Origin of the sequence: Reyranella sp. (assembly GCF_044224635.1) — a bacterium.
GTDB lineage: Bacteria > Pseudomonadota > Alphaproteobacteria > Reyranellales > Reyranellaceae > Reyranella.
Genome location: NZ_JBGAKA010000039.1, coordinates 1 through 25,158, shown reverse-complemented (window position 1 = coordinate 25,158; position 25,158 = coordinate 1). Strand labels below are relative to the sequence as shown.

Genomic DNA, 25,158 nt, shown 5'->3' with positions numbered 1-25,158 from the left:
GGGGCTAATAGCGATTGCGCCGCTGGTACTTGTCGGGAACGCCATCGCCGTTGGCGTCGCGGTCGTACCTGTCGGGGATGCCGTCGTGGTCGCGATCACGCATGCGGCGCGGCGGCGGCGAGGAATTCGAGGCCGGCACCGGCACGTATCGGGTCTGGGTTGCCACCCTTGGCAGCGGCGAAGAGTAGCTGGGCTGGCTGTAGTAGGCCGGCTGACTGTAGTACGTCGGTTGGCTGTAGTAGGCAGGCTGGTTGTAGTAGCCCGAATTGCCGTAGCCATAGCCACCATAGGAACTCGTCGGATAGCCGTTGGTCTCGACGCAGCCGGTTACTGCCAAGGCGATTGCCGCGATGCCGAGCCCTTTGACACTGCCCATCGTTTTGCCTCCTCGGAGCGGCCTCTCGGGGTGCTCCTTTCAGCCTGTACGTATTCAACGATGGCGGTCGGGCGGCGTGCCCGTGATCTTTTGAAGGCGCAAGAAAACCGGCCCCCAAGGTGAGTCGGGGACCGGTCCGTAGTCACGTCCGTTCGCTGGATTAGCGCTGGTAGCGGTCCGGAACACCGTCGCCGTTGGCATCGCGGTCGTACCGGTTCGGGATGCCGTCGCGATCATAGTCGCCATGGGGGCCACGGCGCGGCGTGCTGTTGTAGGCGTAGCCGCCGTTGTTGTAGTAGCGGTTGTTGTTGTAGTAGCCGCTGCCGCTGTTGTAGTAGCCGGTGCCGCTATTGTAGTAGCCGCTGTTGTAGGCCGTGGTCGGATAGCCATACTGCTCGGTGCAGGCGGCTGTCGTCGCGACGATCAGGCCAGCCGCGATCAGCCATTTGATACTGCGCATCTCCACCTCCAATGGGACGCCCTGAATCCGGGCTGGTCATGAAACGAGATACGCACCGACAAGTGGCGTCGTGCCCGGCGATTTTCTGTTTTTGTCAAGCCCAACTGATACGCAATCGTCGACGCCTGCGTGCGTTACGGGTTCCTCGTGGCGCCCGGGAGCGTGATTTCCTTGGTGCTTCGACCAAACAAGATCACGCTCTAGTGCGCGTAGCGCGCCGCAGCGGCGGCGTAGCCGACGCGTCGGCTCGGCGCCACGGGGGAGCGTCCGGCGACCCGCTCGAGCATCAGGCGCACGTCGCCCTCGCTTTCAGCCTTCAAGGCGGAATCAAGGAAGAGCTGTTCCAGCACGTCCTGCTGGGCGTGGCTGCCGCCGAGCAGGAACATGTCGCCGACGATCGGCCGCATCTGCTTCAGCATGTCGGCGTGCCGGCCCTGGCGATGTGCCAGCACGGCCTCGCACAAGGGCATGGCCACCCGGCCGACGAGGCGCTCGATGGTGCCGTTGCCGCGCGAGAAGACGCGCATCGCCTCGACCATGCGCTGGGCCGCCTCGGTCCGCCCGGTGGCGGCGAGCGCCATCATCCAATGCGGCAGGGTGAAGGCCGACAGGCAATCGCCGATTCGCGCTTCCGCCTTGTCGGCAAGCTCGATCCAGCGATCGCCGACGGCGACCCCCTGGCGTTCCAGGCGGAACAGCATCGATGCGGCGTTCTGAACATCGATGTACATGTCGGGCATCGCCAGTGTGAGCGGCGAGCCGAGATCGCGGAAGCCGTGATCGTAGAGCGACAGCACCTCGGCGAACTCGCCGCGCTCGAGATGGAACATCGCGCGATGCCAGAACAGGTGGTGTTTCAGGTTGTTGGCGCCCTCCCAGTTCGTCTCCAGGCGCTTCAGCCAGTCGATGCCTTCGCTGCGCCGCCCCTGCATCTCCAGGATGTGAGCGACGGCGTGGGCGGCCCACAGGTCGCCCGGATCGACCTCGATCGCCATGCGGCCGGCGCCTTCGGCGAGGACGTAGTTGCCGGCCTCCTCATGCGCGAAGCTGCGGCACGCCAGCACCATGCCCCAGCCCGGCAGCTCGGGACTCCAATGCGGGAAGACCCGCTCGACCTCGGCCTGCATGGTAGCCGGACGGCCAAGCCAGAAGGCGTTGAAATGGTGCAGGCGGAACGCCATCACGTCGTGCGGATGCTCGGCGATGATGCCCTCCCAGACGTCGAGCATGCGTTCGAGGTCCCCGTCGATCCAGCGCGCCAGCGCTTCGATATGGGCGGCCTCGCGCGTGGTCGTGCGCTTGGCATGCTTGCGCGCGTCGGCCAGCGCCTCGGCGGCGGCCGGCAGGTTGGCGGTGTTGTAGCTCAGCAGGTTGAAGTAGCCGCGCAGCACGTGACCCAGCGCGAAGCCTGGATCGGCCTTCAGCGCCGCCGCGAGATGGCGCCCGGCGTCGGTGCGATACTTGAGATAGGACTGCGTCGCCCGATCGAAGGCATCGACGGCCGTGCCCGAATCGGTCGAGAGGGTGAGGCCGTGCAGATCCTTGCGCATCGATGGTTGCTCCTGTCGTCGCTTCTCTTACTCCACGCCAGCGAAGCTGGGGAGGCTTCTCATGATACCTCCCTAGCGAAGCTGGGGAGGTGCCCCCGTAGTCGGGGGCGGAGGGGTCATGAGCAACGCGACTGTCGCTCATGACCCCTCCGTCGCGTATGACGCGACACCTCCCCGGCGAAGCCGGGGAGGGGAGTGAACTACAGCGCGCCCGGGGCCGGGCCCTTCGTCGGCTTGGCGTTGAGCTTCGGCGGATGGGTGACGATCGACTTGAGATCGGGGCGCGCCTTGCGCAGCTTGCCGAGGTCGGGCTTCGGCCGGGCGAGGCCGGGGATGCGCTTGAAGGCCTGCTCCATCGCATGGGCGGCGCCCAGCACCTCGCCGTCGCCGCGGAAGCGGCCGATGACCTGCAGGCCGAACGGCATCTTTCTGTGATCGACGCCGCAGGGCAGCGACACGGCCGGGTTGGTCGCCAGCGAGATCACGTATACCGAGGCCATCCAGTGGTAGTAGTTGCGCAGCTTCCTGCCGTCCATCTCCTCGATGTAGAGCTGTTTCCAGGGGAACGGCGAGAAGCCGACGGTCGGGCCCACGACGAGATCGTAGTCGCGGTAGAGCTCCTGGAACTTGCGGAAGATGCGGGTCTGCTCGGCGTGCGCCCAGGCGAAGTCGGCCAGGGTCATGTTGGCGCCGATCTCGTAGTTGGCGCGGATGTTGGGCCCGAGCAGCTCGCGGTTGTTCTCATAGGCGTCGCGGTAGCGGGCGACGAAGCTCACGGCGCGGATCACGTCGAAGCAGCGATCGGTCTCGCCGAGATCCATGTCGACCTTGTCGAGCGAGCGGAACAGCGACCTCATTCCCTTGATCTTCTCGCGCATCGTCGCGCGGATGCCCTTCTCGACCGGCGCGTTGCCGAAATCCTCGGTCCACGCGACCTTGAGGCTGCCGAGATCGACCGGCCAGGGCTCGGCGAAGGCGTCGCCGTCGATCGGGAAGGTCAGCGGATCGGTGTCGTGCTGGCCGATCTGCGTGGCATAGAGCAGACAGAGGTCGGCCACCGAACGGCCCATCGGCCCCAGCACCGAGATCGGCGTCCATCCCATGGCGCGGCGTTCGACGGCGACCATGCCGGGTGACGGCCGGAAACCCACGATGCCGCAATAGGCGGCGGGATTGCGCAGCGAGCCGCCGGTGTCCGACCCGGTGCAGACCGGCAGCATGTCGGTCGCCAGCGCCGCCGCCGAGCCGCCTGACGAGCCGCCGGCATTGAGCGTCGGATTGAACGGATTGCCGGTGGCGCCCCACACCGGGTTGCGGCTGTTCGAGCCGGCGCCGAATTCGGGCACGTTGGTCTTGCCGACCACCACGGCGCCCGCCGCGCGCACGCGCCCGACCATGACGTTGTCCCAGCTCGGCACGAAGTCGCGATAGAGCGGCGAGCCGTAGGTGGTGAGCAGGTCCTTGGTCTCCTCGAGATCCTTGATGCCGGTGGGCAGGCCGTGCAGCAGCGGCAGGTCCTCGCCGCGCCGCACCGCGGCCTCGGCCGCCTTGGCCTCCTGGCGCGCCCGCTTGACCGACATCGCGGTGACGGCGTTGACCGCCGGGTTCAGGCTCTCGATGCGGGCGAGGCAGGCCTCGAGCAATTCGACCGGCGAAATTTCCTTGGTGCCGATGCGATTCCGCAGCTCGACGGAAGACAGCTCGACCAGTTCTTCGTTTGACATTGATCCCCCTCGGTTGATGCAGAGCTTAGCCCTTCCGGTTTCTGCGGGGGAAGGGCATGGTGAATCTCCTGGACCGCGAGCACGCTGCTCGCGCGCGCACTCATTCTCCTCCCTAGCGAAGCTGGGGAGGAGATGAGGGACCGGGAGGAGGGACGAAGACAATGACACACCCGCTTCGCGACAAGGCGGCGGTGAGCGGCATCGGCGAGACGGCTTACGCGCGGGGGACACCGAAGAACGCGCTCGCGCTGCAGCTCGAGGCCAGCCTGGCGGCGATCGAGGATGCCGGCTTGCACCCGCGCGACATCGACGGGGTCATCCCGTATTTCCCGGGCGGCGGCATCGCCGAGGACCTCGTTGCAAATCTGGGCCTGCCCGACCTCAAGCTCTCGGTCTTCGTGCCGATGGGCGGCGCCAGCTGCGTGGCGGCGATGCAGACGGCCGTGATGGCGGTGGCGACCGGCGTATGCAACCACGTGCTGCTGTCGGTAGGCCGCACCGGCTATTCCGGCGCCCGCGTCAGCACCCGCCTGCAGCAGTTCCCGCAGTTCGCCCTCGCTGCCGAGTTCGAGGCGCCGATCGGCATGTTCGCGCCGGCCCAGCTCTATGCCCAGGGGGCGCGGCGCCACATGACGCTCTACGGCACGACGGCGCGGCACTTCGCCGAGATCGCCGTGGTGACGCGCGAGCATGCGATGCTCAATGGCAACGTGGTGATGAACAAGCCGCTCTCCGTCGAGGAGCATCACGCCTCGCGCATGATTTCCGATCCGTTTCGCCTGTTCGATTGCAGCCTGGAGAGCGACGGCGGAGCCGCGATCATCATCAGCGCCGCGGACCGCGCGCGCGACCTGAAGAAACCGCTGGTGACGGTCATGGGGGTGGCGGAGGGCCATCCCGAATCGCCGGCGTCGATCGCCCAGCGGCCTGACCTGCTCGAGTTCGGCCTCGCCAAGGCGGCGCCGCGCGCCTATGCCATGGCGGGCGTCGGCCCGCAGGACATGGACCTCGCCGAGATCTACGACTGCTTCACCTTCACCGTTATCAACCAGCTCGAGCTGCTCGGCTTCTGCAAGAAGGGCGAGGGCGGGCCATTCATCATGGATGGCCGGATCAGGGTCGGCGGCGCGCTTCCCATCAATACCCACGGTGGCCTGCTGAGCCAGGCTCATGTCGTCGGACTCAATCACGTCGTCGAGCTCACCCGCCAGCTGCGCCGCGAGGCCGGCAAGGCACAGGTCAAGGACGCCGAGCTGGGTCTGGTCACCGGCTATGGCGACATGGGCGACGGGTCGATCGCGATCCTGCGGAGGGCGGCATGAGCACGGCGACGACACCGGCATCGGCACCGGCCCCCGAGCAGCCCCTGCCGACGCCGACGCGCGACAGCCAGCCCTATTGGGACGGCCTGCGCGAAGGTCGGTTCATGCTCCAGCACTGCGGCGCCTGCGGCAAGGTTCGACACTATCCGCGCCCGCTCTGCCCGCACTGCTTCTCGATGGAGAGCACCTACAAGGAGATGCCGACCGGCGGCGCCATCCACAGCTGGACGGTCTGCCATCATCCCTTCAACTTCTTCTTCAAGGCGGCGGCGCCCTACATCGTGGCGCTGGTCGACATGGATGCCGGCGTTCGCGTCAATGCGCAGATGCACGGCGTCGCCGAAGGTGACCTCGCGATCGGCAAGCGCGTGCGGCTTGCCTTCGAGCCGGTGACCAAGGATGTGACCCTGCCGTATTTCGTCGCCGAGTAGATTTTCCCGGAGGAACAAGGTGAAGCGTTCGACTTTCGTCGCCGGCATGCTGGCGGCGCTGCTCTCGTGTGGCGCCCAGGCGCAGACCGATTGGCCGACCAAGCCGATCTCGATGGTGGTGCCCTATCCGCCGGGCGGCGTGAACGATGCGGTGGCGCGCGTCTATGCCGAGAAGCTGTCGGCTGAGCTCGGCAAGCCGGTCATCGTCGACAACCGCGCCGGTGCCGCAACCACGGTGGCGTCGAACTTCGTCGCCAAGGCGGCGCCCGACGGCTACACGATTTACGCTGGCGGCACCTCGCTGGTGATCAACCCGACCCTCACCGGCAACGTGCAGTACGATCCGCACAAGAGCTTCGAGCTCGTGTCGCTGATGTCGTTCACGCCCTTCATCCTGCACGTCAATGTCGATTTCCCGGCCAGGAACATGGCCGAGCTGATCGCCACCGTGAAGGCCAATCCCGGCAAATTCAACATCGCGAGCTCGGGCATCGGCGCCACCAACCATCTGGCGGCCGAGCTCCTCAAGGCGCAGGCCGGCCTCAATCTCATCCACGTGCCCTACAAGGGCGGCGCGCAGGCCGGCCAGGACGTGGCGGCCGGCAACGCCCAGATGATGTTCTCGGCCTCGCTCGAGGCCAAGCCGTTGCTGACCGCGGGCAAGACGCGCGCCATCGCCATCTCGAGCGTCAAGCGCTCGCAGGCCTTCCCCGACATCCCGACCGTGATCGAAGCAGCGGGGCTCAAGGATTTCGAAGCGGTGTTCTGGCAGGGCATGGTGGTGCCGGCGGGTACGCCCAAGGCGATCGTCGACAAGCTGCAGAAGGCGATCGCCAAGGTCGCCGCCGACCCCGACGTGATCGAGCGCTTCAAGCAGCAGGGCGTCGAGATCCGCAGCTCGACGCCGGCCGAGTTCAAGGCGTTCTATGACAAGGAAGAGAAGCGCTGGGTGACGCTGATCAAGGAGCAGGGGATCAAGGCCGAGTAGCAGCGGCGACGTCGGAGGCGCAGGTGTGTTATGCGCCGAGATTGACGCCGAGAATGGATTCGATGGCATTGAGGTCGACGACATCGACCTCGGTGACTGCGGTGCGGGTGGCGCAGAAGACGCGGTCGTCGACGCAGCGGCAGGCGGCGCTCTTGCCGTTGACGGCGCACTCCCAGACGAAGGCGGCTGAGCGGGCGCGCAAATCATCCGCTCGATCGACAGTGTGGAAGTACATGATGACGCCGTGGGAGAAGCGGTTGTGGAAAGCCCGGAAGGCTTCCTTGCGGCTGTAAGCGCCACCGCTAAAGAGCTCGTCGTGGTAAAGTGCAGCCATTTTTTCAATGATTTGGGCCACTGAAGGAGCAAGCCATCAAGGCCGGGTAGCGGCTGCCGAGCGGCTACAGGGCCTTCCTGAAGGTGAGATTGAAGCGCCGGCGAGCTGTCAGCGGATGGTCGCCGTCCTTGAGCGCCAGCACGCCGTGAAACACCAGGCGCGAGGCGCCGCCCCACACCACGACGTCGCCATGCGTCAGCGGCACCTTCAGGGGCCGGTCGCCGCGCTTCAGGCCGCCGAACTGGAAGGTGGCAGGCAGGCCGAGCGACACCGAGACGACGGGATGGCGATAGTCCTGCTCGTCCTTGTCCTGGTGCAGCGAGAGGCGGGCGCCGGGCTCGTAGCAATTGACCAGGCAGGCATCGGGAAAGAAATCGGCGAAGCCGGCCTCTGTCGCCGCGTCATGCGCCAACGTTGCGAAAACATCGGGGAGCGGGGGCCATGGCCTGCCGGTCGCCGGATCGTGCGGCGCATAGCGATAGCCGGTCCGGTCGGTGACCCAGCCGACCCGGCCGCAATTGGTCATCGCCACCGACATCTCGTAGCCACCCGGCGTCACCATGCGGCGGAAGGACGCGCGGCCGGCGATGGCGTCGATGGCGGCCAGCAGCGCCGTGTCGACGGCAAGGGCGCGGCCGCGCATCAGCACGGCCTGCTCGCCGATGACGACACGCTCCTGTGGATCGAACAGGTCCAACATCGCGGCATCAATATGGCGTCCCGCGTGCGAATTCCAATCCGCTGGCGGAGCGCCAATTCGCGGTGCCGTGCCTATGTTCGCGCTCCCGGCGATGGGCACCCCAATCAATTGAGGAGAATCACATGACGACCATCCTTCGTTACGCGTCAGGCCAAAGCCCCCTCGGTCCCTTCGTCGCGGTGCTGTCGGAACGCGGCCTCGCCCTGGTGGAGCTCGGTGCCACGACGGTGGCGGCCTCCGACCTCGCCGCGCGTTTCCCCGAGGCCGAGACCGTCGAGGATCCGGTTGCTCTGCAGGACACAATCGGCACCATCGCCGCGCGCCTCGAGGATCCGTGGGCGCCTTGCGACCTCGCGCTCGACCTGCGGGGCTCCGAGTTCGAGCTGGCGGTGTGGCAGGCTTTGCGCGACGTTCCCACGGGAACAACGACGACCTACGGCGAACTCGCCGGCCGCCTGGGCATGCCGCGCGCTGCACGCGAGGTCGGCGAGGCGTGCGCCGCCAACCGTTTGGCCGTGATCGTGCCGTGTCATCGGGTCCTCAAGAAGGACGGCTCGATCTCCGGCTATCGCTGGGGCGTGTGGCGCAAACGCGCTCTGCTCGAGCGCGAGGGCATGGCCGGCCACTTGCACCCGGCGTAGCCGGCTCCTTGCATCGTCCGGCGATCGTCGCGCATGGTGCGACCTGATCACGGGTCAAAAGTTGGCAGATGGTCGGAGGACGGCAGGATGAGGGCACTTGCAGGCGTCGCCATCGCTCTGGTGATAGGGTTGTCGGGTTCGGTCGTGCTGGCTCAGTCGGGAGATGCCGCCCGTGGCCAGCGCCTGTTCAATCAGCAGTGCCGGGCCTGTCATACCCTCGACAAGGGCGGCGCCAGCACCACCGGTCCCAATCTTCATGGCGTGTTCGGCCGCAAGGCCGGCACGGTTCAGGGCTTCGCCTTCTCGGAGGCGATGATCAACTCGCAGATCGTCTGGAATGACAAGACGATGGCGGACTACTGCGCCGATCCCCGCAACATGGTGCCCGGCACGTCGATGGTGTTCAACGGCGTGAAGAACACGGAACAGCTTGCCGATCTCGTCGCCTATCTCAAGCAGGCGACGCAGTAGAGCTGTCGCGCGAGCGCAGATAGGTGCTGGCGCCCAGCACCAGGCCGGCCGCGAGGGCGGCGAAGGCCAGCCGATAGGCCTGCTCCGAATTGCCGAAGCCCTCGATGATGTAGCCCATGCCGGCCGGCAATACGGTGAGGCCGAGGCACTGCGCCATGTTGACGGTGGTGACGCCACGCCCGGCCAGGCGGTCGGGAAACAGGGCGCGGCCCTGCGCCACGATCACCGTTCCGAAGGCGCAGAAGAAGCAGAAGGCGGTGAGCAGCGCGACCGCGACGGCAAGCGGCGGCCGCGGCAGCCCGGCGAGCGCGAGCAGCAACGCCACCGAGATCGCGGCACCGCCCAGCACCACCTTCTTGCGTGAGCGCAGCAGCCGGTCCATCGGGCCGTAGGCCAGGATGCCGAGGATCTGGGCCACGCCCATGGCCAGCAGGACGTTGCCGCGCTGCACGCCGTCGAGCCTGTAGACATCGTAGAGATAGGGGCCGCCCCACACGCCGAGCACGGTCAGCATGGTGGCATAGGCGAAGAAGTGCATCGCGAGCACCGGGCCGAGGTCGCGCGTCGTCCAGACCTCGATCAGGCCCTTCACGATGTCTCCGAAGCTCTCGCGCCGCGCGGCGGGGACCGTCGCGCCGGGCGGACGGTCGCGCACGAAAGCGTAGAAGCAGCCGGCAACCAGCACGGTGAGGGCGGCGAGACCCAGGAAGCCGTTGCGCCAGCCGATGGTCGCCGCGATCCAGGCGAGCGGCGTGGCCGCCGCCAGCGTGCCGATGTTCGAGGCGGCGAACACCCACGACAGGGCGGATGCGAGATTGGCCGGCTTGAACCAGCGCGAGCACAGGAACACCACCGACATGAATGACGCGGCACAGCCGACGCCGACCACGGCGCGCGCGCCGATCAGGCCCGCGGCGTCGCTCGCCTGGGCGATCCACACCGCGCCGCCCATGGCGAGGACGGACAAGCCGGTGACGGTGCGGCGTGCACCGTAGCGGTCGAACCACATGCCGACCGGCACCTGGACGGCGAACAGGGCGAAGAAGAAGGCGCTGCCCGCCCAGCCGAGCTGGCGGCGGTGAGGTCGAGATCGCGCGTCAGCTCCGGCGCAATCACGCTGTTGGAGACGCGATAGAACTGGCTGAGGCAGGTGACGGCGATCAGCAAGATGAGGAGCGGCAATCTCGATGCCATTGCCGCGATCGCCTAGCACGCCGCCTGTGCAGCCGTCCTTCGGCGTGGACCGAAGCATTTGCTCGTGCTCATGAATCAGGGTCATGGTCTTCCGGACCGCGAGCGTCCCGCTCGCCCATGTTCATGAATCATGAGCGAGCGGGACGCTCGCGGTCGGGAAGACGAAGAGCGTGAGCGGGCGGGACCCTTCGGCAAGCTCAGGGCAGGCGCCCGCGGTCGTGAAGATTCGGATGCCGTGCCGACGGACGGCCAATAGGCTATCATCCGGGGCATGGCACGCACCCTTGGAATCGTGACAGTCGGTCAGGCGCCACGCGACGATATCGCGACGCTGTTCGCAGCCCATGCCCCTGCCGGCACGAAGGTCGTGCTACGCGGTGCGCTCGACGGCCTGTCGGACGAGGAGGTCGACCGACTCCAGCCGGAGAACGGCGCCGATACCCTCTACACGCGCCTGCGCGGCGGGCGCGATGTGCGGCTGTCCAAGAAGGCGGTGACGGCGCGCTCGCCGGCGGCGCTGGCGAAGCTGCGCGACGACGGATGCGATGTCCTGGTCTATGCCTGCACCGGCGAATTTCCGCCGATGGCGAATGACGAAGGCGTGTTGTTCCCGTCGCGCGTGCTGAACGGCCTGGCGACCGGCCTGCTGCCGCGCGGCCGCCTGGGTCTTCTCGTTCCGCTCATCGAGCAGTCCGAAAAGCTCACGTCGAAATGGGCGCGGCCCGGCCTCGAGGTCGTGGTCGAAGCGCTGGCGCCCAGCGCCGGCGCCGGCGAGGCTGCCGCCGCCGGCCAACGGCTCGCGGCGCATCGACCCGATCTCGTCGCCATGGATTGCATGAGCTACACTCCGGAGACCAAGGGCTGGATCAAGCAGACGCTCGACGTGCCCGCGTTGCTCGCCATCACGGCGACCGGCCGCGTGCTGCGCGAGATGCTCGAATGAGCTGCGGTTTCAAATGAGAGTAGGGTGAGGACGCGTTGCTGCATTGTCGGCGGCGGGCCGGACGGCATGATGCTGGGCTTCCTGATGGCGCGCGCCGGCGTCGCGGTGATCGTTCTCGAGAAGCACAAGGACTTCCTGCGGGATTTCCGCGGCGACACGATCCACCCGTCCACGTTGGACGTCATGGACGAGCTCGGCCTGCTCGATGAATTTCTGAAGTTGCCGCACCAGGCGGTGGTGCGGTTCGGTGCCCAGTTCGGCCCACAGCGCGTCCAGGTCGCGCCGACTTCTCACACCTGCCGGTGCGCTTGATGAACCGCGTGCCGTGGCTGCAGCGGCTGCCCGCCCGCCTGCTCGGGCTCGGCGTGCAGCCCGAGCATGTGAAGACGAGGGCGGTGTAAGTTCATGCGTCTTCCGGACCGCGAGCGTCCCGCTCGCCGTCCGGAAGACCATGAGCGTCTTTCGCGTCCTGCCTACTTCACGTGCGCCGCTGCCGCCTTGGCGTGGCGGATCGCCAGGATCAGCGAGGCTCCGAGATCGGCCAGCAGCTTAGCCGTCGCTTCGTCGTTCAGCTTGCCGTCGGTGAAGCGGTTCTGCGCCTGGCCGATCATGACCTCGGGCTTGTTGACCGGCCGGCCGTCGAGGAAGATCAGGATCTGGCGCAGCTGATACTGCGCGCGCGCCGTGCCGAGCACGCCGCCCGAGGCGCCGAACATGGCGACCGGCTTGGCCGCGAAAGGCTGCGGCGTCGTGCGCGACAGCCAGTCGATGGCGTTCTTGAGCACGCCCGATGGCCCGTAATTGTACTCAGGCGTCGCGAACACGATGCCGTCGGCCTCGAGCATCGCCTTCTGCGCCGCCTGGACCTTGTCGGGAAAGCCCTTGGCCTGGATGTCGGCGTCGTAGAGCGGCCAGTCGATCTCGATGGTCGACAACGAGACGCCGGCCGGCAGCCGCTCGGCGAAAGCGTTGAGCGCCATGCGGTTGAACGACGCCTTGCGCAGGCTGCCGCAGAAGGCGACGAGCTTGATTGAGTCGGACATTGCGCGGTTTCTCCCCGGTTACTGGTGCTTTGTCAGCGATGAGGCAGGCGGCTACATAGGTCCGGGCGGGGGAGTTGGCAACGTAATGGCTTTGCGTGACATCACGATCGACGACATCGAATCACTTGCGGTCGGTGCCTGGATTCTGGGCACCGGCGGTGGCGGCAGTCCCTATCTCGGCTTGTTGAACATGCGCGCCCTTTACAAGGAGGGCCATCGCGTCCAGCTGATGTCGAGCGAAGCGCTCGCCGATGACGATTGGGTGGCGGCGGTGTCGAACATGGGCGCCCCTCTGGTGGGCCAGGAACGGCTGACCGACAGTCGCACCATCGCCCGCGCGGTGGCGCTGATGGAAGAGCATATCGGCCGCCGGTTCCGCGCGATCATGTCGCTCGAGATCGGTGGCGGCAATTCGATACAGCCGCTGATGGCGGCGGCCCATCTCGAGCGGCCGGTGCTCGATTCGGACATGATGGGCCGCGCCTATCCCGAGGCGCAGATGACCTCGGTCGCGGTCGGTGATCTCGTGCCGTGTCCGCTCACCACTGTGGACGTGCGCGGCCTCGAAGCGGTCGTCGACAAGGTGCCGACCTGGAAGTGGATGGAACGGGTGAGCCGCAAGATCTGCGTTGAGTACGGCTCGATCGCCTCGACTTGCAAGGCGCCGCGCACCGGCGCCGAGGTCAAGAAGTGGGGCATTCATGGCACGACGACCAAGGCGATCGCGATCGGCCACGCGGTGCGCGAAGCGCAGCGCCGGCACGACGACCCGGTTGCCGCCATCCTCGATGTCGAACCCGGCAGGGTCCTGTACAAGGGCAAGGTAAGTGACGTCGAGCGGCGCGCCACAGAGGGATTTTTGCGCGGCCGCACGCGCCTGGACGGCATGGACGAGTGGCGCGGCGCCGCCCTGGAGCTCGCCTTCCAGAACGAATGGATCGTCGCCTGGCGCGACGGCGAGCCGATCGCCATGTCGCCCGACCTGATCTGCGTGCTCGACTCGGTTTCCGGCGAGGCGGTCGGCACCGAGACGATCCGCTACGGCCAGCGCGTCACCGTGATCGCCCTGCCGCCACCCCCGGTGTTCCTCTCGCCCAAGGGCCTGCAGCATGTCGGTCCGCGCGCCTTCGGCTACGACATCGAGTTCAAGAGCGTGTTTGCATGAGCCTGCGCGACATCACTGCCGACGACATCGAATCGCTCGCTGTCGGCGCCTGGATCCTCGGCACCGGCGGCGGCGGCAATCCCTATCTGCCTTTGCTCAACATGCGAGCGCTCTACCGCGACGGCTATCGCGTGCAGCTGATCGATGCCGCCGACCTCGATGACGACGACCGGGTCGGCGTGGTCGCCAACATGGGCGCGCCGCTCGTTGGCCAGGAGCGCCTGACCGACAGCCTCACCCTGGCGCGCGCGGTGTCGCTCATGGAAGAGCACACCGGCTATCGCTTCGCCGGCCTCATGGGCATGGAGATCGGCGGCGCCAACGGTGTGCGTCCCCTGATGGCGGCCGCGCATCTGAAGCGTCCGATCGTCGATTCCGACACGATGGGGCGTGCCTATCCCGAAGCGCAGATGACCTCGGTGGCGGTGGGCGGGCTCACGCCCTGGCCGCTGACCGCGGTCGACGTGCGCGGGCTGGAATCGGTGGTCGGCAAGGTGCCGACCTGGAAATGGGCCGAGCGCGTCGTGCGCAAGATCTGCGTCGAGTACGGCTCGGTCGCCGCCACCTGCCAGCCGCCACGGACCGGCGCGGAGGTCAAGAAGTGGGGCATCCACGGCACCACCACCAAGGCCATGGCGATCGGCCATGCGGTGCGCGAGGCGCAGCGCCGCCATGACGATCCGATTGCCGCCATCCTCGGCGTCGAGCCCGGCAAGCTTCTCTACAAGGGCAAGGTGGTCGACGTGGCGCGGCGCGCGACAGAGGGTTTTTTGCGCGGCGTTGCCCGCCTCGACGGACTGGACGCGTGGCGCGACGCCACCATGACCATCAACTTCCAGAACGAATGGATCGTGGCGTTCATCGACAAGGAGCCGATCGCCATGTCGCCCGATCTGATCTGCGTGCTCGATTCGGTGTCGGGCGAGGCGGTCGGCAGCGAGACCATCCGCTACGGCCAGCGCGTCACCGTGATCGCCCTGCCGCCGCCGCCCGTCTTCCTCTCGCCGCGCGGCCTCGATCATGTCGGCCCACGCGCCTTCGGCTACGACCTCGACTTCAGGAGTGTTTTTTCCTCATGAGACGAATTGGCATCGATGTCGGCGGCACCAACACCGACGCTGTCCTCATCGAACAAGGCAAGGTGGTCCGCGCGGTCAAGGCGCCAACCAGCGAGGATGTCACCAGCGGCATCCTCGACTCGCTGCAGCGGCTCGGCGCGACCGGCGTGCTGAAGAGCGGGCGCATCGACGGCGTGATGATCGGCACCACGCATTTCATCAATGCCGTGGTCCAGCGCCGCCATCTGACGAGGGTTGCGGCGCTGCGGCTCGGCATGCCCGCCTCGGCGTCGTTGCCGCCGTTCTGCGATTGGCCGGAGGATCTCGCCGAGCTGGTGCGCGGCGGCGTGTGGATGGTCGAAGGCGGTCACGAGTATGACGGCCGCCTGTTCATGCCGCTCGACGAGGCGGCCGTGCTGAAGGCCGCCCGGGAGATGAAGGCGGCAGGCCTGAAATCGGTCGGCATTTCGTCGATCTTCTCGCCGCTCGACCCGAGCCACGAGAAGCGCGCGGCTGAGCTGGTGGGTGAGGTGATCCCCGATGCCTCGATCACCTGCTCGTCGGACCTCGGCCGCATCGGCCTGCTGGAACGCGAGAACGCCGGGCTGCTGAACGCCGCGCTGGCCGATCTGGCGCGCGACACCATCGCCGCTTTCGAGAAGGCGATCCGCGACTCCGGCATCGCCGCGCCCCTGTTCATCACCCAGAACGACGGAACCGTCGCCGAAGCGGGCCAAGCGCGCCGCCTGCCGGTCTATTCCTTCGCATCGGGCGCGACCAATTCGATGCGCGGCGCCGCCTACCTGTCCGGGCTGGCCGACGCCATGGTGATCGATGTCGGCGGCACCACCACCGATGTCGGCCAGCTCCGCAACGGCTTTCCGCGCGAGGCGAACTCGGTGGTCAAGGTCGGCGGCGTGCGCACGCTGTTTCGCATGCCCGATCTCCTGTCGATCGGCCTGGGCGGCGGCAGCCATGTCGTGCTCGAGCCGCTCAAGGTCGGGCCGCTGTCGGTCGGCTATCGCCTGTTGAAGGAGGGCGTCGCCTTCGGCGGCAGCCAGCTCACGACCACGGACATCGCCATTGCCTCGGGGGTGCTCGACCTCGGCGACAGGAAGAAGGTCGCCCATCTCGACGCTGCGACCTGCCGGAAGGTGTTCGCCGAAGCCGCGCGCATGGCCGAGGAGGCGATCGATCGCATGAAGACCGAAGCGGGCGACGTGCCGTTGATCGCGGTCGGCGGCGGCGCCTTCCTGATCCCCGATCAGCTGCCGGGCGTCTCGCGGGTGATCCATGTCGAGCACGGCGACTGCGCCAACGCAGTCGGCGCCGCCATCGCCCAGGTCTCCGGCGAGTGCGACCAGATCTTCAAGGACATGACGCGGCGCGATGCCATCGAGGCTGCCCAGACGATCGCCAACGATCGCGCCGTTGCCGCCGGCGCCGACCGCAAGACGCTCGCCACCATCGACAGCGAGGACATGCCGCTCGCCTATCTTCCTGGCAATTCAGTCCGCGTGCGGGTCCGCGTGGTCGGAGACGTCGCGGCCGGCTGAGCGCGCTCCCAGCGGAAAAGGTTGCTTCTCGCTGGTGGTGCGCTCCCATGAAAAAGGCGGCCTCATGGGCCGCCTTTTCCTTGGGCTCAGCTGACCACTAGCTGCGCGGCGGGTACGGCACCTTGGCATCCGTCAGCAAGCGCTGGAGGGTGGGGATACCTTCCGCGTAGTTGCCGGAGTCACACTTGGCGATCGCCTGCGGGCCCGGGCCTTGCGCGCCGGTGCGGTCGTAGTCGCGCCAACGCTGCGCCAGGATCCGGCAGTATTCGGCATCGCTCATCATCGGAGCCGCCGGCCCCATGATCGCGATCTCGACACGGCGGTTCTGCGGCTCGCGCACGCCGTCGCCGGTCGGAACCAGCAGGCCCTGCTCGCCGCGGCCGACCACGCTGATCGCCGTGGCGGGCACACCAGTGCGTACCAGCGCGTCCTTGACGGCGTTGGCACGGCGCAGAGACAGCGCCATGTTGTACGCTTCCGTACCCGACGTGTCGGTGTGGCCAGTCGCAGTGATGCGTGCATTGCCCTTGGACTTGTACGAGTCAGCCGCCTGGCTGATGACGTTCATCGAGGCGTCGGACAGCTTGGTGCTATCCCAGTCGAAGAACACCATGAAGGTCTGCGGCGCGGGCGGCGGCGGGGGCGGAGGCGAAGCAGCAGGCTTCGGCTCGTCGCACGCTCCCAGCAGGAACGCAGCAGCCATGATGACCAACAGTCTTCTCAACATGATCCCCTCTCCCCGGGCGGACTTGCCCTCGACAACATCATGGTAAATTCATGGCAGGGGTGCAATGCAGATTATTGCTCAACGTATGAGGTTTGCCCTGACGCCTGACTGCCCTTAGGCTTGGCCAACGACGAGCGGGTGACATTGTCAATGAATCGAATGCTTAGCGTGGCCCTGGGGCTTTCCCTGTTTGCCCAGTGCGCCGCAGCGCAGGGGCTAGGCGGGCAGAATCAGGGGCCCAATCAATGGGTTGCGAACTGCAATATGGGCCGCGATTGCACCGTCTCCGCAACGATCGACGGCAACAGCCTGCTCGGCACCTTCGTCATCCTCAGCTACTCGGTGGCCTCCGCGACACTCACCGTGCTGGTCGACGGCGTGGGCCAGCGCGCCAGCGTGAGGGTAGATCAGTGGCCCTTCATCTCAACCAGTATTTGCAATGGCGGCACCTGCAGCTGGGAACCGCTTCGCTCGGCCGAGCTGCTGGACGAATTTTTGCGCGGCAGGTTGATGACCATCCAGGTCTCGCTGCAGGGCGACAACATGATCGGGCCTCTCGATATGCCCCTCGCGGGTTTCGCTCAGCAATATGAACAAGCCCGGCGGGCCCAGCAGGGACGCTGAGCCCCGGCGACGGCTGGCCTGGCCCGACCGGCCTACTTCTCGCGCCGGAAGAGGTAGCAATTGTCCGCCTGGGGCATCTTGAGGCCCTGGTAGTAGCTGACGGCGGTCGGCGCCGACAGCAGCAGCGTCGTCGTCAGGGCGCCGCCCGCCTGGGTGCGGGTTTCGTCGATCAGGCGTCGGCCGATTCCCTGGCCCTGGCACGCCTTGTCGACGGCAAGGTCGGACAGGTAGCAGCAGAAGCAGAAATCGGTTAGCGAGCGGGCAAATCCGACCAGGCGGCCGTCCTGCCGCGCGGTGATGATCAGGTTGGCATGCGCGAGCATGCGCTCGATGCGGCCGCGGTCGGCGATCGGCCGGTTGAGGCCGGACTTGCGGACCACCTCAATGTATTCGTCGGCGCCGAGGTAATCCTCGCGGGCGTAGACCGTGTTCATTGTGGGTTGCCAATCGGGTCAGGGTTGTCCGTTCAGCCACAGGCGCAAGGCGGACGAGACTTCCGCCGGTCGCTCCAGGGGGCTCATGTGTCCGCATTCCTCGAGAACGACGAGCCGGGAGGTCGCGATGTCGGCTGCCATCTCCTCGGCCCGGTGCAGCGGGATGGAGGCGTCCTGGCGACCGACGATCACCAGCGTCGGCACGGCGATATCGACCAGCAACGGCCGGCTGTCGGGGCGGCCCATGATCGCTTCCTGCTGGCGCACGAAGCCGGCGGCGCCGATCTCGGCCGCCATCTCGAGGATGGGCTGGGTGATGAGCTTGCTCGAAACATGGCTGGGGTGGAGGAGCCGCGGCAGCAGGGAGGGCTGCACGCCGTGAAAGCGGCCGATGCGCGTCTGCTCGATGAAGCCCCGCCGACGCGCCGTCGTTTCCGGCGTATCGGAGCTCGCCTGGGTGTCGATCAGGGCAAGCCGATCGACGCGCCCGCCCGCCCGGCGCATGACCTCGAAGGCGACGTAACCGCCCATCGAGAAGCCGGCGAGCGCAAAGCGCGACGGAGCGGAATCGATTGCCGCCTGGGCCATGGCGGCGACCGAGTCGTAGTGCCACAGCTCGGGGACCACGCAATCGACGATGTCGGACAGCGCTTCGATCTGATGCTCGAACAGTCGCCGGGTGTTCAGCAGGCCGGGCAGCAGCACCAGCGTCGGTTTGGCCGTCGATTGTACCGAGTCGGGCGATTGCGCCATGGCCGGGTCTCAGATCTGGATCTGGTTGCCGAGCTCGATGGCACGGTTGGGCGGGATGCGGAAGAAGGTTTTCGTCGCCGACGCCGAATGCGACAGCGAGATGAACCAGTCGCGGCGCCACCGGCTGATTTTGGGATGCTGGCCAGCCACCAGCGTCTCGCGCCCGAGGAAGAAGCTCGTCTCCATCTCGTCGTAAGCGATGCCGTGCTGGCGGCAGGCGCGCAGGGCATCCGGAATGTCGGGCTGCTCGGTGAAACCGTAGCGGGCGATCACCGTATAGAAGCCCTTGCCCAGCCGTTCGACCTCGACGCGGTTGGTTTCGGCGACGCGCGGAACCTCCATGGTCTCGACCTGGAGGATGATGATGCGCTCGTGCAGCACCTTGTTGTGCTTGAGATTGTGCAGGAAAGCCGACGGCGTGCGGCTGGCGTCGGCGGTCAGGAATACCGCCGTGCCGGCGACGCGATCGGGCACGCGTTCCATGCGCTCCAGAAACTGACGCAGCGGCAGGGCACCCTCGCTCAGTTCCTGTGCAACGACACGGCGGCCGCGCCGCCATGTCGTGATCGTGTAGTAGACCAGCCCGGCAATCAGAAGGGGCAGCCAGCCGCCGTCGGGAATCTTGAGTGCGTTGGCGATGAAGAAGGCGAGATCGGGCACCGCGAGCAGACCGAACACGAGGATCGCTGTTTGCCAGCGCCAGCGCCACACCAGGATTGCCACCGCGGCCGCCAGCGTCGCATCGACCAGCATGGCGCCGGTCACTGCGAGACCGTAGGCGCCGGCCAGTGCGCTCGAGGAGCCGAAGCCCACGACCAGGGCGACGACGCCACCCATCAGAATCCAGTTCACCCGCGGAATGTAGATCTGGCCGATGGCAATTTCCGACGTGTGTTGGATCGCCATGCGCGGCAGGTAGCCCAGCTGGATGGCCTGGCGAGTCAGCGAGAACACGCCGGTGATGACCGCTTGCGAGGCGATGACCGCGGCCAGAGTCGACAGAACGACCAGCCCGATGACGAAATCCTGCGGTACCAGCTCGAAGAACACCTGATGAACGCTGCCGGGGTCGGCGATGATCAGCGCCCCTTGACCGAAATAGTTCAGCAGAAGCCCCGGCATCACCAGGCCGAGCCAGGCCATGCGGATCGGCCGTCGGCCGAAATGGCCCATATCGGCGTAGAGCGCTTCGGCGCCGGTTACCGCCAGCACGATCGAGCCGAAGGCCCAGAAGATGCCCAAACCCTGATCGGCGATGACGCGAACGGCGTAGACAGGGTTGACGGCGTGGAGCACCCCGGGATGCTTGGCGATCTGCCAGGCGCCGAGCACGCCGAGCGTAATGAACCAGATCAGCATGACCGGGCCGAACAGCCGGCCGACGTCGGCCGTGCCGCGCGCCTGGAGCAGGAAGAGCCCGACCAGGATGGCCAGGGAGAGCGGCACGACCAGCGGGGTCAGGCCGGGCGCGACCGCCGACAGGCCCTCGACGGCGCCCATCACGGAGACGGCCGGGGTGATGATGGCGTCGCCGTAGAACAGGGCGAGCCCGATCACGGCCATCAGGGTGATGCCGCGGCGAATCCGGCGGCTCTTGCCGTTGAGACCGCGCGTCGCCAGGGTGGCGAGCGCCAGAACACCGCCCTCGCCGCGGTTGTCCGCCCGCATGATCAGGGTCACGTACTTGATGGTGACGGTGAGCGTGATCGCCCAGAACAGCACCGACAGCACGCCCAGCACGTGCTCGGGCGTCGGCTCCAGCCCATGACGGAAGGATTCACGCAGGGCGTAGAGCGGGCTGGTGCCGATGTCGCCGAACACCACCCCCAGGGCGCCGACGATCAACCCGGCAACGGCTCCGGTGTTGGGATCGTGGGCGTCGGCTGCAATCGACGGTCGCGCGTTGTCCGGGGCCATGATGTCGAACGCCGCCAGGGTTGGCGGCGGCGCGACGATGTGCGCTTGTGTTCGGAACCTGTCAACGCGCCAATTGCAGGGCCGTTGCGACGAATGCGCTTGACTTGCGGCCGGTGCCCGGGCGGCCTTGGCGCATGGAAGACTATCCCGACGTCGGCGATCCGTGCTTGTACCGTGACGATACCTGGCGCCCCGCATTCGAACGCCTGCGGCGGGAAGACCCCGTCCACCACCACGAGACGAGTCCCTACGGGCCCTATTGGTCCGTGACCCGCTACGCCGACATCATGAAGGTCGAGCTCGACCACGCGACCTACTCGTCGGCGTCGGAGCTGGGCGGCATCCAGATCGCCGACCAGCCGAAGGGCCAGGAGCTGCCCAATTTCATCCGTATGGACCCGCCACGTCACACGGCGCAGCGCAAGACGGTCGCGCCGATCGTGGCCCCGTCCAACCTCGCCAACATGGAGGCGCTGATCCGCCAGCGCACATCAGGCGTGCTCGACGATCTGCCGCGCAACCAGCCGTTCGACTGGGTCGATCGCGTCTCGACCGAGCTCACCGCCATGATGCTGGCGACCCTGTTCGACTTTCCGCAGGCCGACCGGCGCAAGCTCACGCACTGGTCGGACGTGGCGATCGCCAATGTCGCGGACAAGGAGGCCGTGGTGCACAGCGAGGCCGAGCGCCTCGCCGAATTGCGCCAGATGGCTGAGATCATGGCGGCGCTGTGGAAGGAGCGCGCGGCGCGACCGCCGACCTTCGACCTGATCTCGATGATGGCGCACTCGGAAGCGACGCAGAACATGCCGCTCAACGAGTTCATCGGCACCTTCGGCCTGCTGATCGTCGGCGGCAACGACACCACCCGCAACTCGATGACCGGTGGCCTGATCGCCGTGCAGAACAATCCGGGCGAGCTCGCCAAAGTGCGGGCGGACGGCAAGCTGCTTGACAACCTGGTGTCAGAGACCATCCGCTGGCAGACGCCGGTGATCCATATGCGGCGCACCGCAACGAGGGACACCGAGCTTGCCGGACGGCGCATCGCGCGCGGCGACAAGGTGGTGATGTGGTACGTCTCGGGCAATCGCGACGAGGCGGCGATCGAGGAACCGGACCGCTTCGTCGTCGGCCGGCCGAGACCGCGCCAGCATCTGTCGTTCGGCGCCGGCATCCATCGCTGCGTCGGCGACCGCCTGGCCGAGATGCAGCTCAAGATCCTGTGGGAGGAGATCCTGAAACGCGATCTCGCGTTCGAGATCGCCGGCCCGCCGGTGCGGCTCTATTCCAACTTCATCCGCGGCATCCGATCGCTGCCGGTCGTGATCCGCGGATAGAGCACAAGGTCATGCGCTGGGAGCGCGCCACTCTCGCGCTTGTTCCTCCCCAGCTCTGCTGGGGAGGTGTCCGCGTAATCGCGGACGGAGGGGTCATAGGCCCTCTCACGTGACTCATGACCCCTCCGTCGCGGTAAGACCGCGACACCCCTCAGCAAAGCTGGGGAGGGGAATGAGAGGAGCGCCACGTCGGCTGCGCTCCCGGCCATGAGCTTTCACTGCCCGCTCTTCACCGTCGCCACTCCGCTGCCAAAAGCCTGCTGCAGCAGCCAGACGTCGCCGGCGATCGACACGAAGTCGTAACCCATCGCGGCGAACTGGGCGCCCTGGCGCGCATCGACCGCCAATCGGCCGGCCGACTTGCCGTGCTTGCGCGCCGCCTCGAGGGTCGCCTGCTCGGCCTTGAGAAAGTCGGAATGGTCGAATGCGCCTGGCTCGCCGAGCGCCACCGAGAGATCGTTGTGGCCGAGCCACAGCATGTCGACACCGGGCATGGCGGCGATATCGTCGGCCGCCGCTGCGCCATGCGCATCCTCGATCTGCAGGATCAGGCAGGTGCGGGCATTCTGCTCGGCAAAGCGCGGCACCAGCGGCTCGCTGCGTACGGCGAAGCGCTCGTGGGCGAGGCCGAGCGCCACGCCGCGCGTGCCGTCGGGCCAGTATTTCGCCGCGTCGACGATCGCCTTGGCCTGCACGACCGACGACACGATCGGCACCATCACGCCATCGGCGCCGGTATCGAGCGCGCGCGAGATGTGATGCCGATGCTGGCTGGGCACGCGCACGATCAGCGGCAGCTCGGCCGCCTGGCAGTAGCGCACGACCTGACGGACGGTATCGAACCCAAAACCGGTATGCTCCATGTCGAGCACGGCGAAGTCGGCGCCGGCCGCCTTGAGGATCTGGCCGATCCCGGGCGTCGCGAACTCGAACAGGAACGTCCCGACCTTGGTCCCGCCGGTGCCGACCAGGGATCGCAGATTTTGCGTTGGCATCGTGTTTCCCCCTTCTTGTGCCGATGCTAGCCTCGCCCGTCCCAAGGAAGAACCACCTCGAGGAGGGTTGAGATGAAGCTTTATTACATGCCCGGCGCGTGCTCGATCGGCATTCATGTTCTGCTTGAGGAGATCGGCAAGCCCTATGACCTGCAGAAGATCGACGGCGCCAAGCAGGAGCAGTACGGACCCGACTTCGTGAAGCTCAATCCCAAGTCGAAGGTGCCGACGTTGCAGCGCGACGACGGCTCGGTGCTGACCGAGTTTCCGGCGATCGCCATGTGGCTCGCGCGCAAGAATCCCGAGAAGGGCCTGCTGCCGACCGACGCCGACGGCGAGGCGCGCGCCATCGAGGCGATGGACTACGCGGTGTCGACCATGCACATGCAGGGCTTCTCGCGCATGTTCCGACCGATGAACTACGCGCCGACCGAAGCCGACCACGACAAGGTCAAGGCGCGCGGCAAGGAGATCATGGAGAAGGGCCTCGAGCTCATGAACAAGACCCTCGAGGGCAAGGAGTATCTCACGGGCTCATTCTCGATTGCCGACGCGGCGCTGTTCTACGTCGAGTTCTGGGCGTCCGGGCGCATGAAGATGCCGCTGCCCAAGAACTGCGCCGCACACTACGAGCGCATGAAGAACCGTCCGGCGGTCAAGCGCGTGCTCGAGCAGGAAGGGCTGACCGCGGCCGCTTGAGTTGATCGCGGCGTGCTCTTGCGCCGCGGCCAGAAACCAAAGGTCCCCCGCTGCGCTCGGGTTGACAGTATCGTTGTCATCCTGAGCGCAGCCAGGGACCTTTCCTTTCCGCCGCTCTTCAATCGAACGACCCGCCATGCCACTTTCCGCTAGCCTCTCCAGCCGTCTCCGCCTGCCCCTGATTGCCGCGCCGATGTTCCTCGTGTCCGGTCCGGCACTCGTGAAGGCAGCCTGCCGCGGCGGCGTGATCGGGTCCTTCCCCACGGCCAACTGCCGCACGTCGGAGGAGCTGGAGGCGTGGCTGGATGACCTGCAGGATGACCTCGCACGCACTGCCGATGCGACCGGCCGGTCGCCGGCCCCCTTCTGCCCGAACCTGATCGTCCATCGCTCCAACCCGCGGCTGACCGACGATCTCGCTTCAGTGCTGCGCCACAAGACGGAGGTCGTCATCACATCGGTCGGCTCGCCCGAGCCGGTATTGAAACCGCTCAAGGATGCCGGTTGCCTGGTGTTGGCCGATGTCGCGTCGGTGCGTCATGCCGAGAAGGCGGTGGCGGCCGGGGTCGACGGGTTGGTGCTGCTGACGGCCGGCGCCGGCGGGCAGACCGGGTGGGCCAACCCCTTTGCTTTCACCCGCGCGGTGCGTGCCTTCTGGAAGGGCATTGTCGTCATGGCGGGTGGCATGGCGGACGGCCATGCCGTTGCGGCCGCCGAAGCGCTCGGCTGCGACCTCGCCTACATGGGAACCAAGTTCATCGCCACGCAGGAGAGCATGGCCAAGGACGCCTACAAGGCCATGCTGGTTCGGAGCCGGCTCGACGACGTCCTGCTGACCAGGGCCTTCACCGGCCTCGAGACCAACATGCTGCGGCCGTCGATCGAGGCGGCCGGGCTCGATCCGGCCAACCTGCCGAGCCGTGGCGCCATCGATATCGCCAAGGACATCAATGCCGCCGCGCGCGAGAGGCCAGACGCCAGGCGCTGGAAGGACATCTGGAGCGCCGGCCACGCGGTGTCGGGCGTCTCGGGGGTTCCGTCCGTAGCCGAGCTGATCGAGCGGACCGCGGCGGAGTACGCCGCGGCGCGACGCTCAATGCAGCTCGTAGAGACCTGACGAGAAGCGGAACTCGGCGGGCTTGATCAGGGCGGCGTTGGCGATGCGCACGCGATGCAGCCTGCCGTCGAGGTTGCGTTGCCAGAAGTCGAGGAAGCGGGTCAGGGCAGGAAACCGCGGCGCGAGATCGAGATTCTGCCATACGAAACTTTGCAGCACGTGGCTATGGTCGGGCATCCAGTAGAGGATTTCAGCAGTGGTGATCCGGTAGTCACCAAGCTGCACGGCAAAGCTCCGGCCCATTGAACGGCTCCTTGACAACCCACGCCTTGGCGAATAGTCAGGCACGTTCAACTAAAAATCAATATTATCGTTCCATTTCAATTAATTAGCAGCGCTTCTTGGCGATTGCTGCTCATGCGAAGTTACTTGGTTCCCGACGTCTTGACTTGCATTGGCTGGGGCCCTACATGCCGTGCGCCTTTGGCACTCGTCGTGCGCGAGTGCTGATAGCAAGATTTTTCGGGCTCAACGGATATTGGAGGAAGAACATGAAGTTCCGTCCGCTTCACGACCGCGTCGTGGTCAAGCGCGTCGCGGAGGAAGAGAAGACCAGGGGCGGCATCATCATTCCGGACACGGCCAAGGAAAAGCCG

At 66.7% G+C, this 25,158-nt stretch carries 27 protein-coding genes and 2 pseudogenes; 15 read left to right on the top strand and 14 right to left on the bottom strand.

Translation table 11 applies throughout. The features are described from left to right. Window positions 1-4: 4 nt before the first annotated feature. The 4 genes from ACILR9_RS27320 to ACILR9_RS27305 form a co-directional block, all read right to left on the bottom strand. The gene (locus ACILR9_RS27320) at window positions 5-376 is read right to left on the bottom strand and encodes a thrombospondin type 3 repeat-containing protein (protein WP_395713137.1); all 372 of its coding nucleotides are present in this window, start codon (window positions 374-376) and stop codon (window positions 5-7) included. Window positions 377-536: 160 nt separating this feature from the next. Beyond that, window positions 537-836, bottom strand: a complete 300-nt coding sequence (locus ACILR9_RS27315; RefSeq protein ID WP_395713136.1) for a hypothetical protein — start codon at window positions 834-836, stop codon at window positions 537-539. Between the two features lie 200 nt (window positions 837-1,036). Then, a complete protein-coding gene (locus ACILR9_RS27310; RefSeq protein ID WP_395713135.1) occupies window positions 1,037-2,386 on the bottom strand; it encodes a tetratricopeptide repeat protein in 1,350 nt (449 codons plus the stop codon). A gap of 200 nt (window positions 2,387-2,586) precedes the next feature. Then, window positions 2,587-4,110 (bottom strand): amidase, encoded by a 1,524-nt coding sequence (locus tag ACILR9_RS27305; protein WP_395713134.1) that lies wholly within the window; start codon window positions 4,108-4,110, stop codon window positions 2,587-2,589. 161 nt (window positions 4,111-4,271) lie between these two features. On the opposite strand from ACILR9_RS27305, the gene ACILR9_RS27300 reads away from it, so the two are divergent. From ACILR9_RS27300 to ACILR9_RS27290, 3 genes are read left to right on the top strand one after another with little or no spacing between them, the layout of a single operon-like run. Beyond that, window positions 4,272-5,432, top strand: coding sequence for a thiolase family protein (locus tag ACILR9_RS27300; protein WP_395713133.1), 1,161 nt, complete (start codon window positions 4,272-4,274; stop codon window positions 5,430-5,432). Then, window positions 5,429-5,863: a Zn-ribbon domain-containing OB-fold protein gene (locus ACILR9_RS27295; protein WP_395713132.1), complete on the top strand. Its 435-nt coding sequence runs from the start codon at window positions 5,429-5,431 to the stop codon at window positions 5,861-5,863. Before ACILR9_RS27300 ends, ACILR9_RS27295 begins: the two co-directional genes overlap by 4 nt. 19 nt (window positions 5,864-5,882) lie before the next feature. Then, a complete protein-coding gene (locus ACILR9_RS27290; protein ID WP_395713131.1) occupies window positions 5,883-6,851 on the top strand; it encodes a Bug family tripartite tricarboxylate transporter substrate binding protein in 969 nt (322 codons plus the stop codon). A 28-nt stretch (window positions 6,852-6,879) separates the two neighbouring features. Here ACILR9_RS27290 and ACILR9_RS27285 read toward each other — a convergent pair whose 3' ends face one another. Next, window positions 6,880-7,206 carry a hypothetical protein gene (locus tag ACILR9_RS27285; RefSeq protein ID WP_395713130.1) on the bottom strand — a complete coding sequence of 109 codons (327 nt, stop codon included), beginning with the start codon at window positions 7,204-7,206 and terminating at the stop codon, window positions 6,880-6,882. 43 nt (window positions 7,207-7,249) lie between these two features. Continuing rightward, window positions 7,250-7,885, bottom strand: coding sequence for a DNA oxidative demethylase AlkB (gene alkB, locus ACILR9_RS27280; RefSeq protein WP_395713129.1), 636 nt, complete (start codon window positions 7,883-7,885; stop codon window positions 7,250-7,252). Window positions 7,886-8,007: 122 nt separating this feature from the next. Here alkB and ACILR9_RS27275 point away from each other — a divergent pair, with 122 nt between their 5' ends. Next, complete coding sequence (locus ACILR9_RS27275; protein ID WP_395713128.1) at window positions 8,008-8,526, top strand: methylated-DNA--[protein]-cysteine S-methyltransferase; 519 nt, start codon at window positions 8,008-8,010, stop codon at window positions 8,524-8,526. Between the two features lie 87 nt (window positions 8,527-8,613). After that, the gene (locus ACILR9_RS27270) at window positions 8,614-8,997 is read left to right on the top strand and encodes a c-type cytochrome (RefSeq protein ID WP_395713127.1); all 384 of its coding nucleotides are present in this window, start codon (window positions 8,614-8,616) and stop codon (window positions 8,995-8,997) included. Here ACILR9_RS27270 and ACILR9_RS27265 read toward each other — a convergent pair. Beyond that, the gene (locus tag ACILR9_RS27265) at window positions 8,978-10,249 is read right to left on the bottom strand and encodes an MFS transporter (protein ID WP_395713126.1); all 1,272 of its coding nucleotides are present in this window, start codon (window positions 10,247-10,249) and stop codon (window positions 8,978-8,980) included. The genes ACILR9_RS27270 and ACILR9_RS27265 overlap by 20 nt on opposite strands. Window positions 10,250-10,462: 213 nt before the next feature. On the opposite strand from ACILR9_RS27265, the gene ACILR9_RS27260 reads away from it, so the two are divergent. Together ACILR9_RS27260 and ACILR9_RS27255 are read left to right on the top strand one after the other, a co-directional pair. After that, window positions 10,463-11,134, top strand: a complete 672-nt coding sequence (locus ACILR9_RS27260) for an AroM family protein (protein ID WP_395713125.1) — start codon at window positions 10,463-10,465, stop codon at window positions 11,132-11,134. Between the two features lie 66 nt (window positions 11,135-11,200). Then, window positions 11,201-11,416, top strand: a pseudogene (locus ACILR9_RS27255) (FAD-dependent monooxygenase); the annotation flags it as partial. A 191-nt stretch (window positions 11,417-11,607) separates the two neighbouring features. Here ACILR9_RS27255 and ACILR9_RS27250 read toward each other — a convergent pair. Beyond that, window positions 11,608-12,177, bottom strand: coding sequence for an NADPH-dependent FMN reductase (locus ACILR9_RS27250; RefSeq protein ID WP_395713124.1), 570 nt, complete (start codon window positions 12,175-12,177; stop codon window positions 11,608-11,610). A gap of 85 nt (window positions 12,178-12,262) precedes the next feature. Between ACILR9_RS27250 and ACILR9_RS27245 the strand changes: the two genes are divergently transcribed. From ACILR9_RS27245 to ACILR9_RS27235, 3 genes are read left to right on the top strand one after another with little or no spacing between them, the layout of a single operon-like run. After that, window positions 12,263-13,342, top strand: coding sequence for a DUF917 domain-containing protein (locus ACILR9_RS27245; protein WP_395713123.1), 1,080 nt, complete (start codon window positions 12,263-12,265; stop codon window positions 13,340-13,342). After that, on the top strand, window positions 13,339-14,421 hold the full coding sequence (locus ACILR9_RS27240; RefSeq protein ID WP_395713122.1) for a DUF917 domain-containing protein: 1,083 nt from the start codon (window positions 13,339-13,341) through the stop codon (window positions 14,419-14,421). Before ACILR9_RS27245 ends, ACILR9_RS27240 begins: the two co-directional genes overlap by 4 nt. Further along, a complete protein-coding gene (locus tag ACILR9_RS27235) occupies window positions 14,418-15,956 on the top strand; it encodes a hydantoinase/oxoprolinase N-terminal domain-containing protein (protein ID WP_395713121.1) in 1,539 nt (512 codons plus the stop codon). The genes ACILR9_RS27240 and ACILR9_RS27235 overlap by 4 nt, the downstream gene beginning before the upstream one ends. A gap of 97 nt (window positions 15,957-16,053) precedes the next feature. Here the strand turns inward: ACILR9_RS27235 and ACILR9_RS27230 are convergent, their stop codons facing one another. Beyond that, the gene (locus ACILR9_RS27230) at window positions 16,054-16,683 is read right to left on the bottom strand and encodes an OmpA family protein (protein WP_395713120.1); all 630 of its coding nucleotides are present in this window, start codon (window positions 16,681-16,683) and stop codon (window positions 16,054-16,056) included. 120 nt (window positions 16,684-16,803) lie between these two features. Here ACILR9_RS27230 and ACILR9_RS27225 point away from each other — a divergent pair, with 120 nt between their 5' ends. Beyond that, window positions 16,804-17,307, top strand: a complete 504-nt coding sequence (locus ACILR9_RS27225; RefSeq protein WP_395713119.1) for a hypothetical protein — start codon at window positions 16,804-16,806, stop codon at window positions 17,305-17,307. 32 nt (window positions 17,308-17,339) lie between these two features. Here ACILR9_RS27225 and ACILR9_RS27220 read toward each other — a convergent pair whose 3' ends face one another. From ACILR9_RS27220 to ACILR9_RS27210, 3 genes are read right to left on the bottom strand one after another with little or no spacing between them, the layout of a single operon-like run. Then, the gene (locus ACILR9_RS27220; RefSeq protein WP_395713118.1) at window positions 17,340-17,741 is read right to left on the bottom strand and encodes a GNAT family N-acetyltransferase; all 402 of its coding nucleotides are present in this window, start codon (window positions 17,739-17,741) and stop codon (window positions 17,340-17,342) included. 18 nt (window positions 17,742-17,759) lie between these two features. Continuing rightward, window positions 17,760-18,494: an alpha/beta fold hydrolase gene (locus ACILR9_RS27215; protein WP_395713117.1), complete on the bottom strand. Its 735-nt coding sequence runs from the start codon at window positions 18,492-18,494 to the stop codon at window positions 17,760-17,762. A 9-nt stretch (window positions 18,495-18,503) separates the two neighbouring features. Continuing rightward, a complete protein-coding gene (locus ACILR9_RS27210; protein WP_395713116.1) occupies window positions 18,504-20,411 on the bottom strand; it encodes a potassium transporter Kup in 1,908 nt (635 codons plus the stop codon). Between the two features lie 134 nt (window positions 20,412-20,545). Between ACILR9_RS27210 and ACILR9_RS27205 the strand changes: the two genes are divergently transcribed. Next, the gene (locus ACILR9_RS27205; RefSeq protein WP_395713115.1) at window positions 20,546-21,751 is read left to right on the top strand and encodes a cytochrome P450; all 1,206 of its coding nucleotides are present in this window, start codon (window positions 20,546-20,548) and stop codon (window positions 21,749-21,751) included. A 215-nt stretch (window positions 21,752-21,966) separates the two neighbouring features. On the opposite strand, the gene ACILR9_RS27200 is transcribed toward ACILR9_RS27205, so the two are convergent. After that, complete coding sequence (locus ACILR9_RS27200; RefSeq protein ID WP_395713114.1) at window positions 21,967-22,746, bottom strand: HpcH/HpaI aldolase/citrate lyase family protein; 780 nt, start codon at window positions 22,744-22,746, stop codon at window positions 21,967-21,969. Window positions 22,747-22,818: 72 nt separating this feature from the next. On the opposite strand from ACILR9_RS27200, the gene ACILR9_RS27195 reads away from it, so the two are divergent. Both ACILR9_RS27195 and ACILR9_RS27190 read left to right on the top strand, forming a co-directional pair. Next, the gene (locus ACILR9_RS27195) at window positions 22,819-23,445 is read left to right on the top strand and encodes a glutathione S-transferase family protein (RefSeq protein WP_395713113.1); all 627 of its coding nucleotides are present in this window, start codon (window positions 22,819-22,821) and stop codon (window positions 23,443-23,445) included. 136 nt (window positions 23,446-23,581) lie between these two features. Next, complete coding sequence (locus tag ACILR9_RS27190; RefSeq protein ID WP_395713112.1) at window positions 23,582-24,562, top strand: NAD(P)H-dependent flavin oxidoreductase; 981 nt, start codon at window positions 23,582-23,584, stop codon at window positions 24,560-24,562. Here ACILR9_RS27190 and ACILR9_RS27185 read toward each other — a convergent pair. Next, window positions 24,539-24,805, bottom strand: coding sequence for an usg protein (locus ACILR9_RS27185; RefSeq protein WP_395713111.1), 267 nt, complete (start codon window positions 24,803-24,805; stop codon window positions 24,539-24,541). The two genes, ACILR9_RS27190 and ACILR9_RS27185, sit on opposite strands and share 24 nt — an antisense overlap. A 248-nt stretch (window positions 24,806-25,053) precedes the next feature. On the opposite strand from ACILR9_RS27185, the pseudogene ACILR9_RS27180 reads away from it, so the two are divergent. After that, a pseudogene (locus tag ACILR9_RS27180) lies at window positions 25,054-25,158 on the top strand (co-chaperone GroES); the annotation flags it as partial.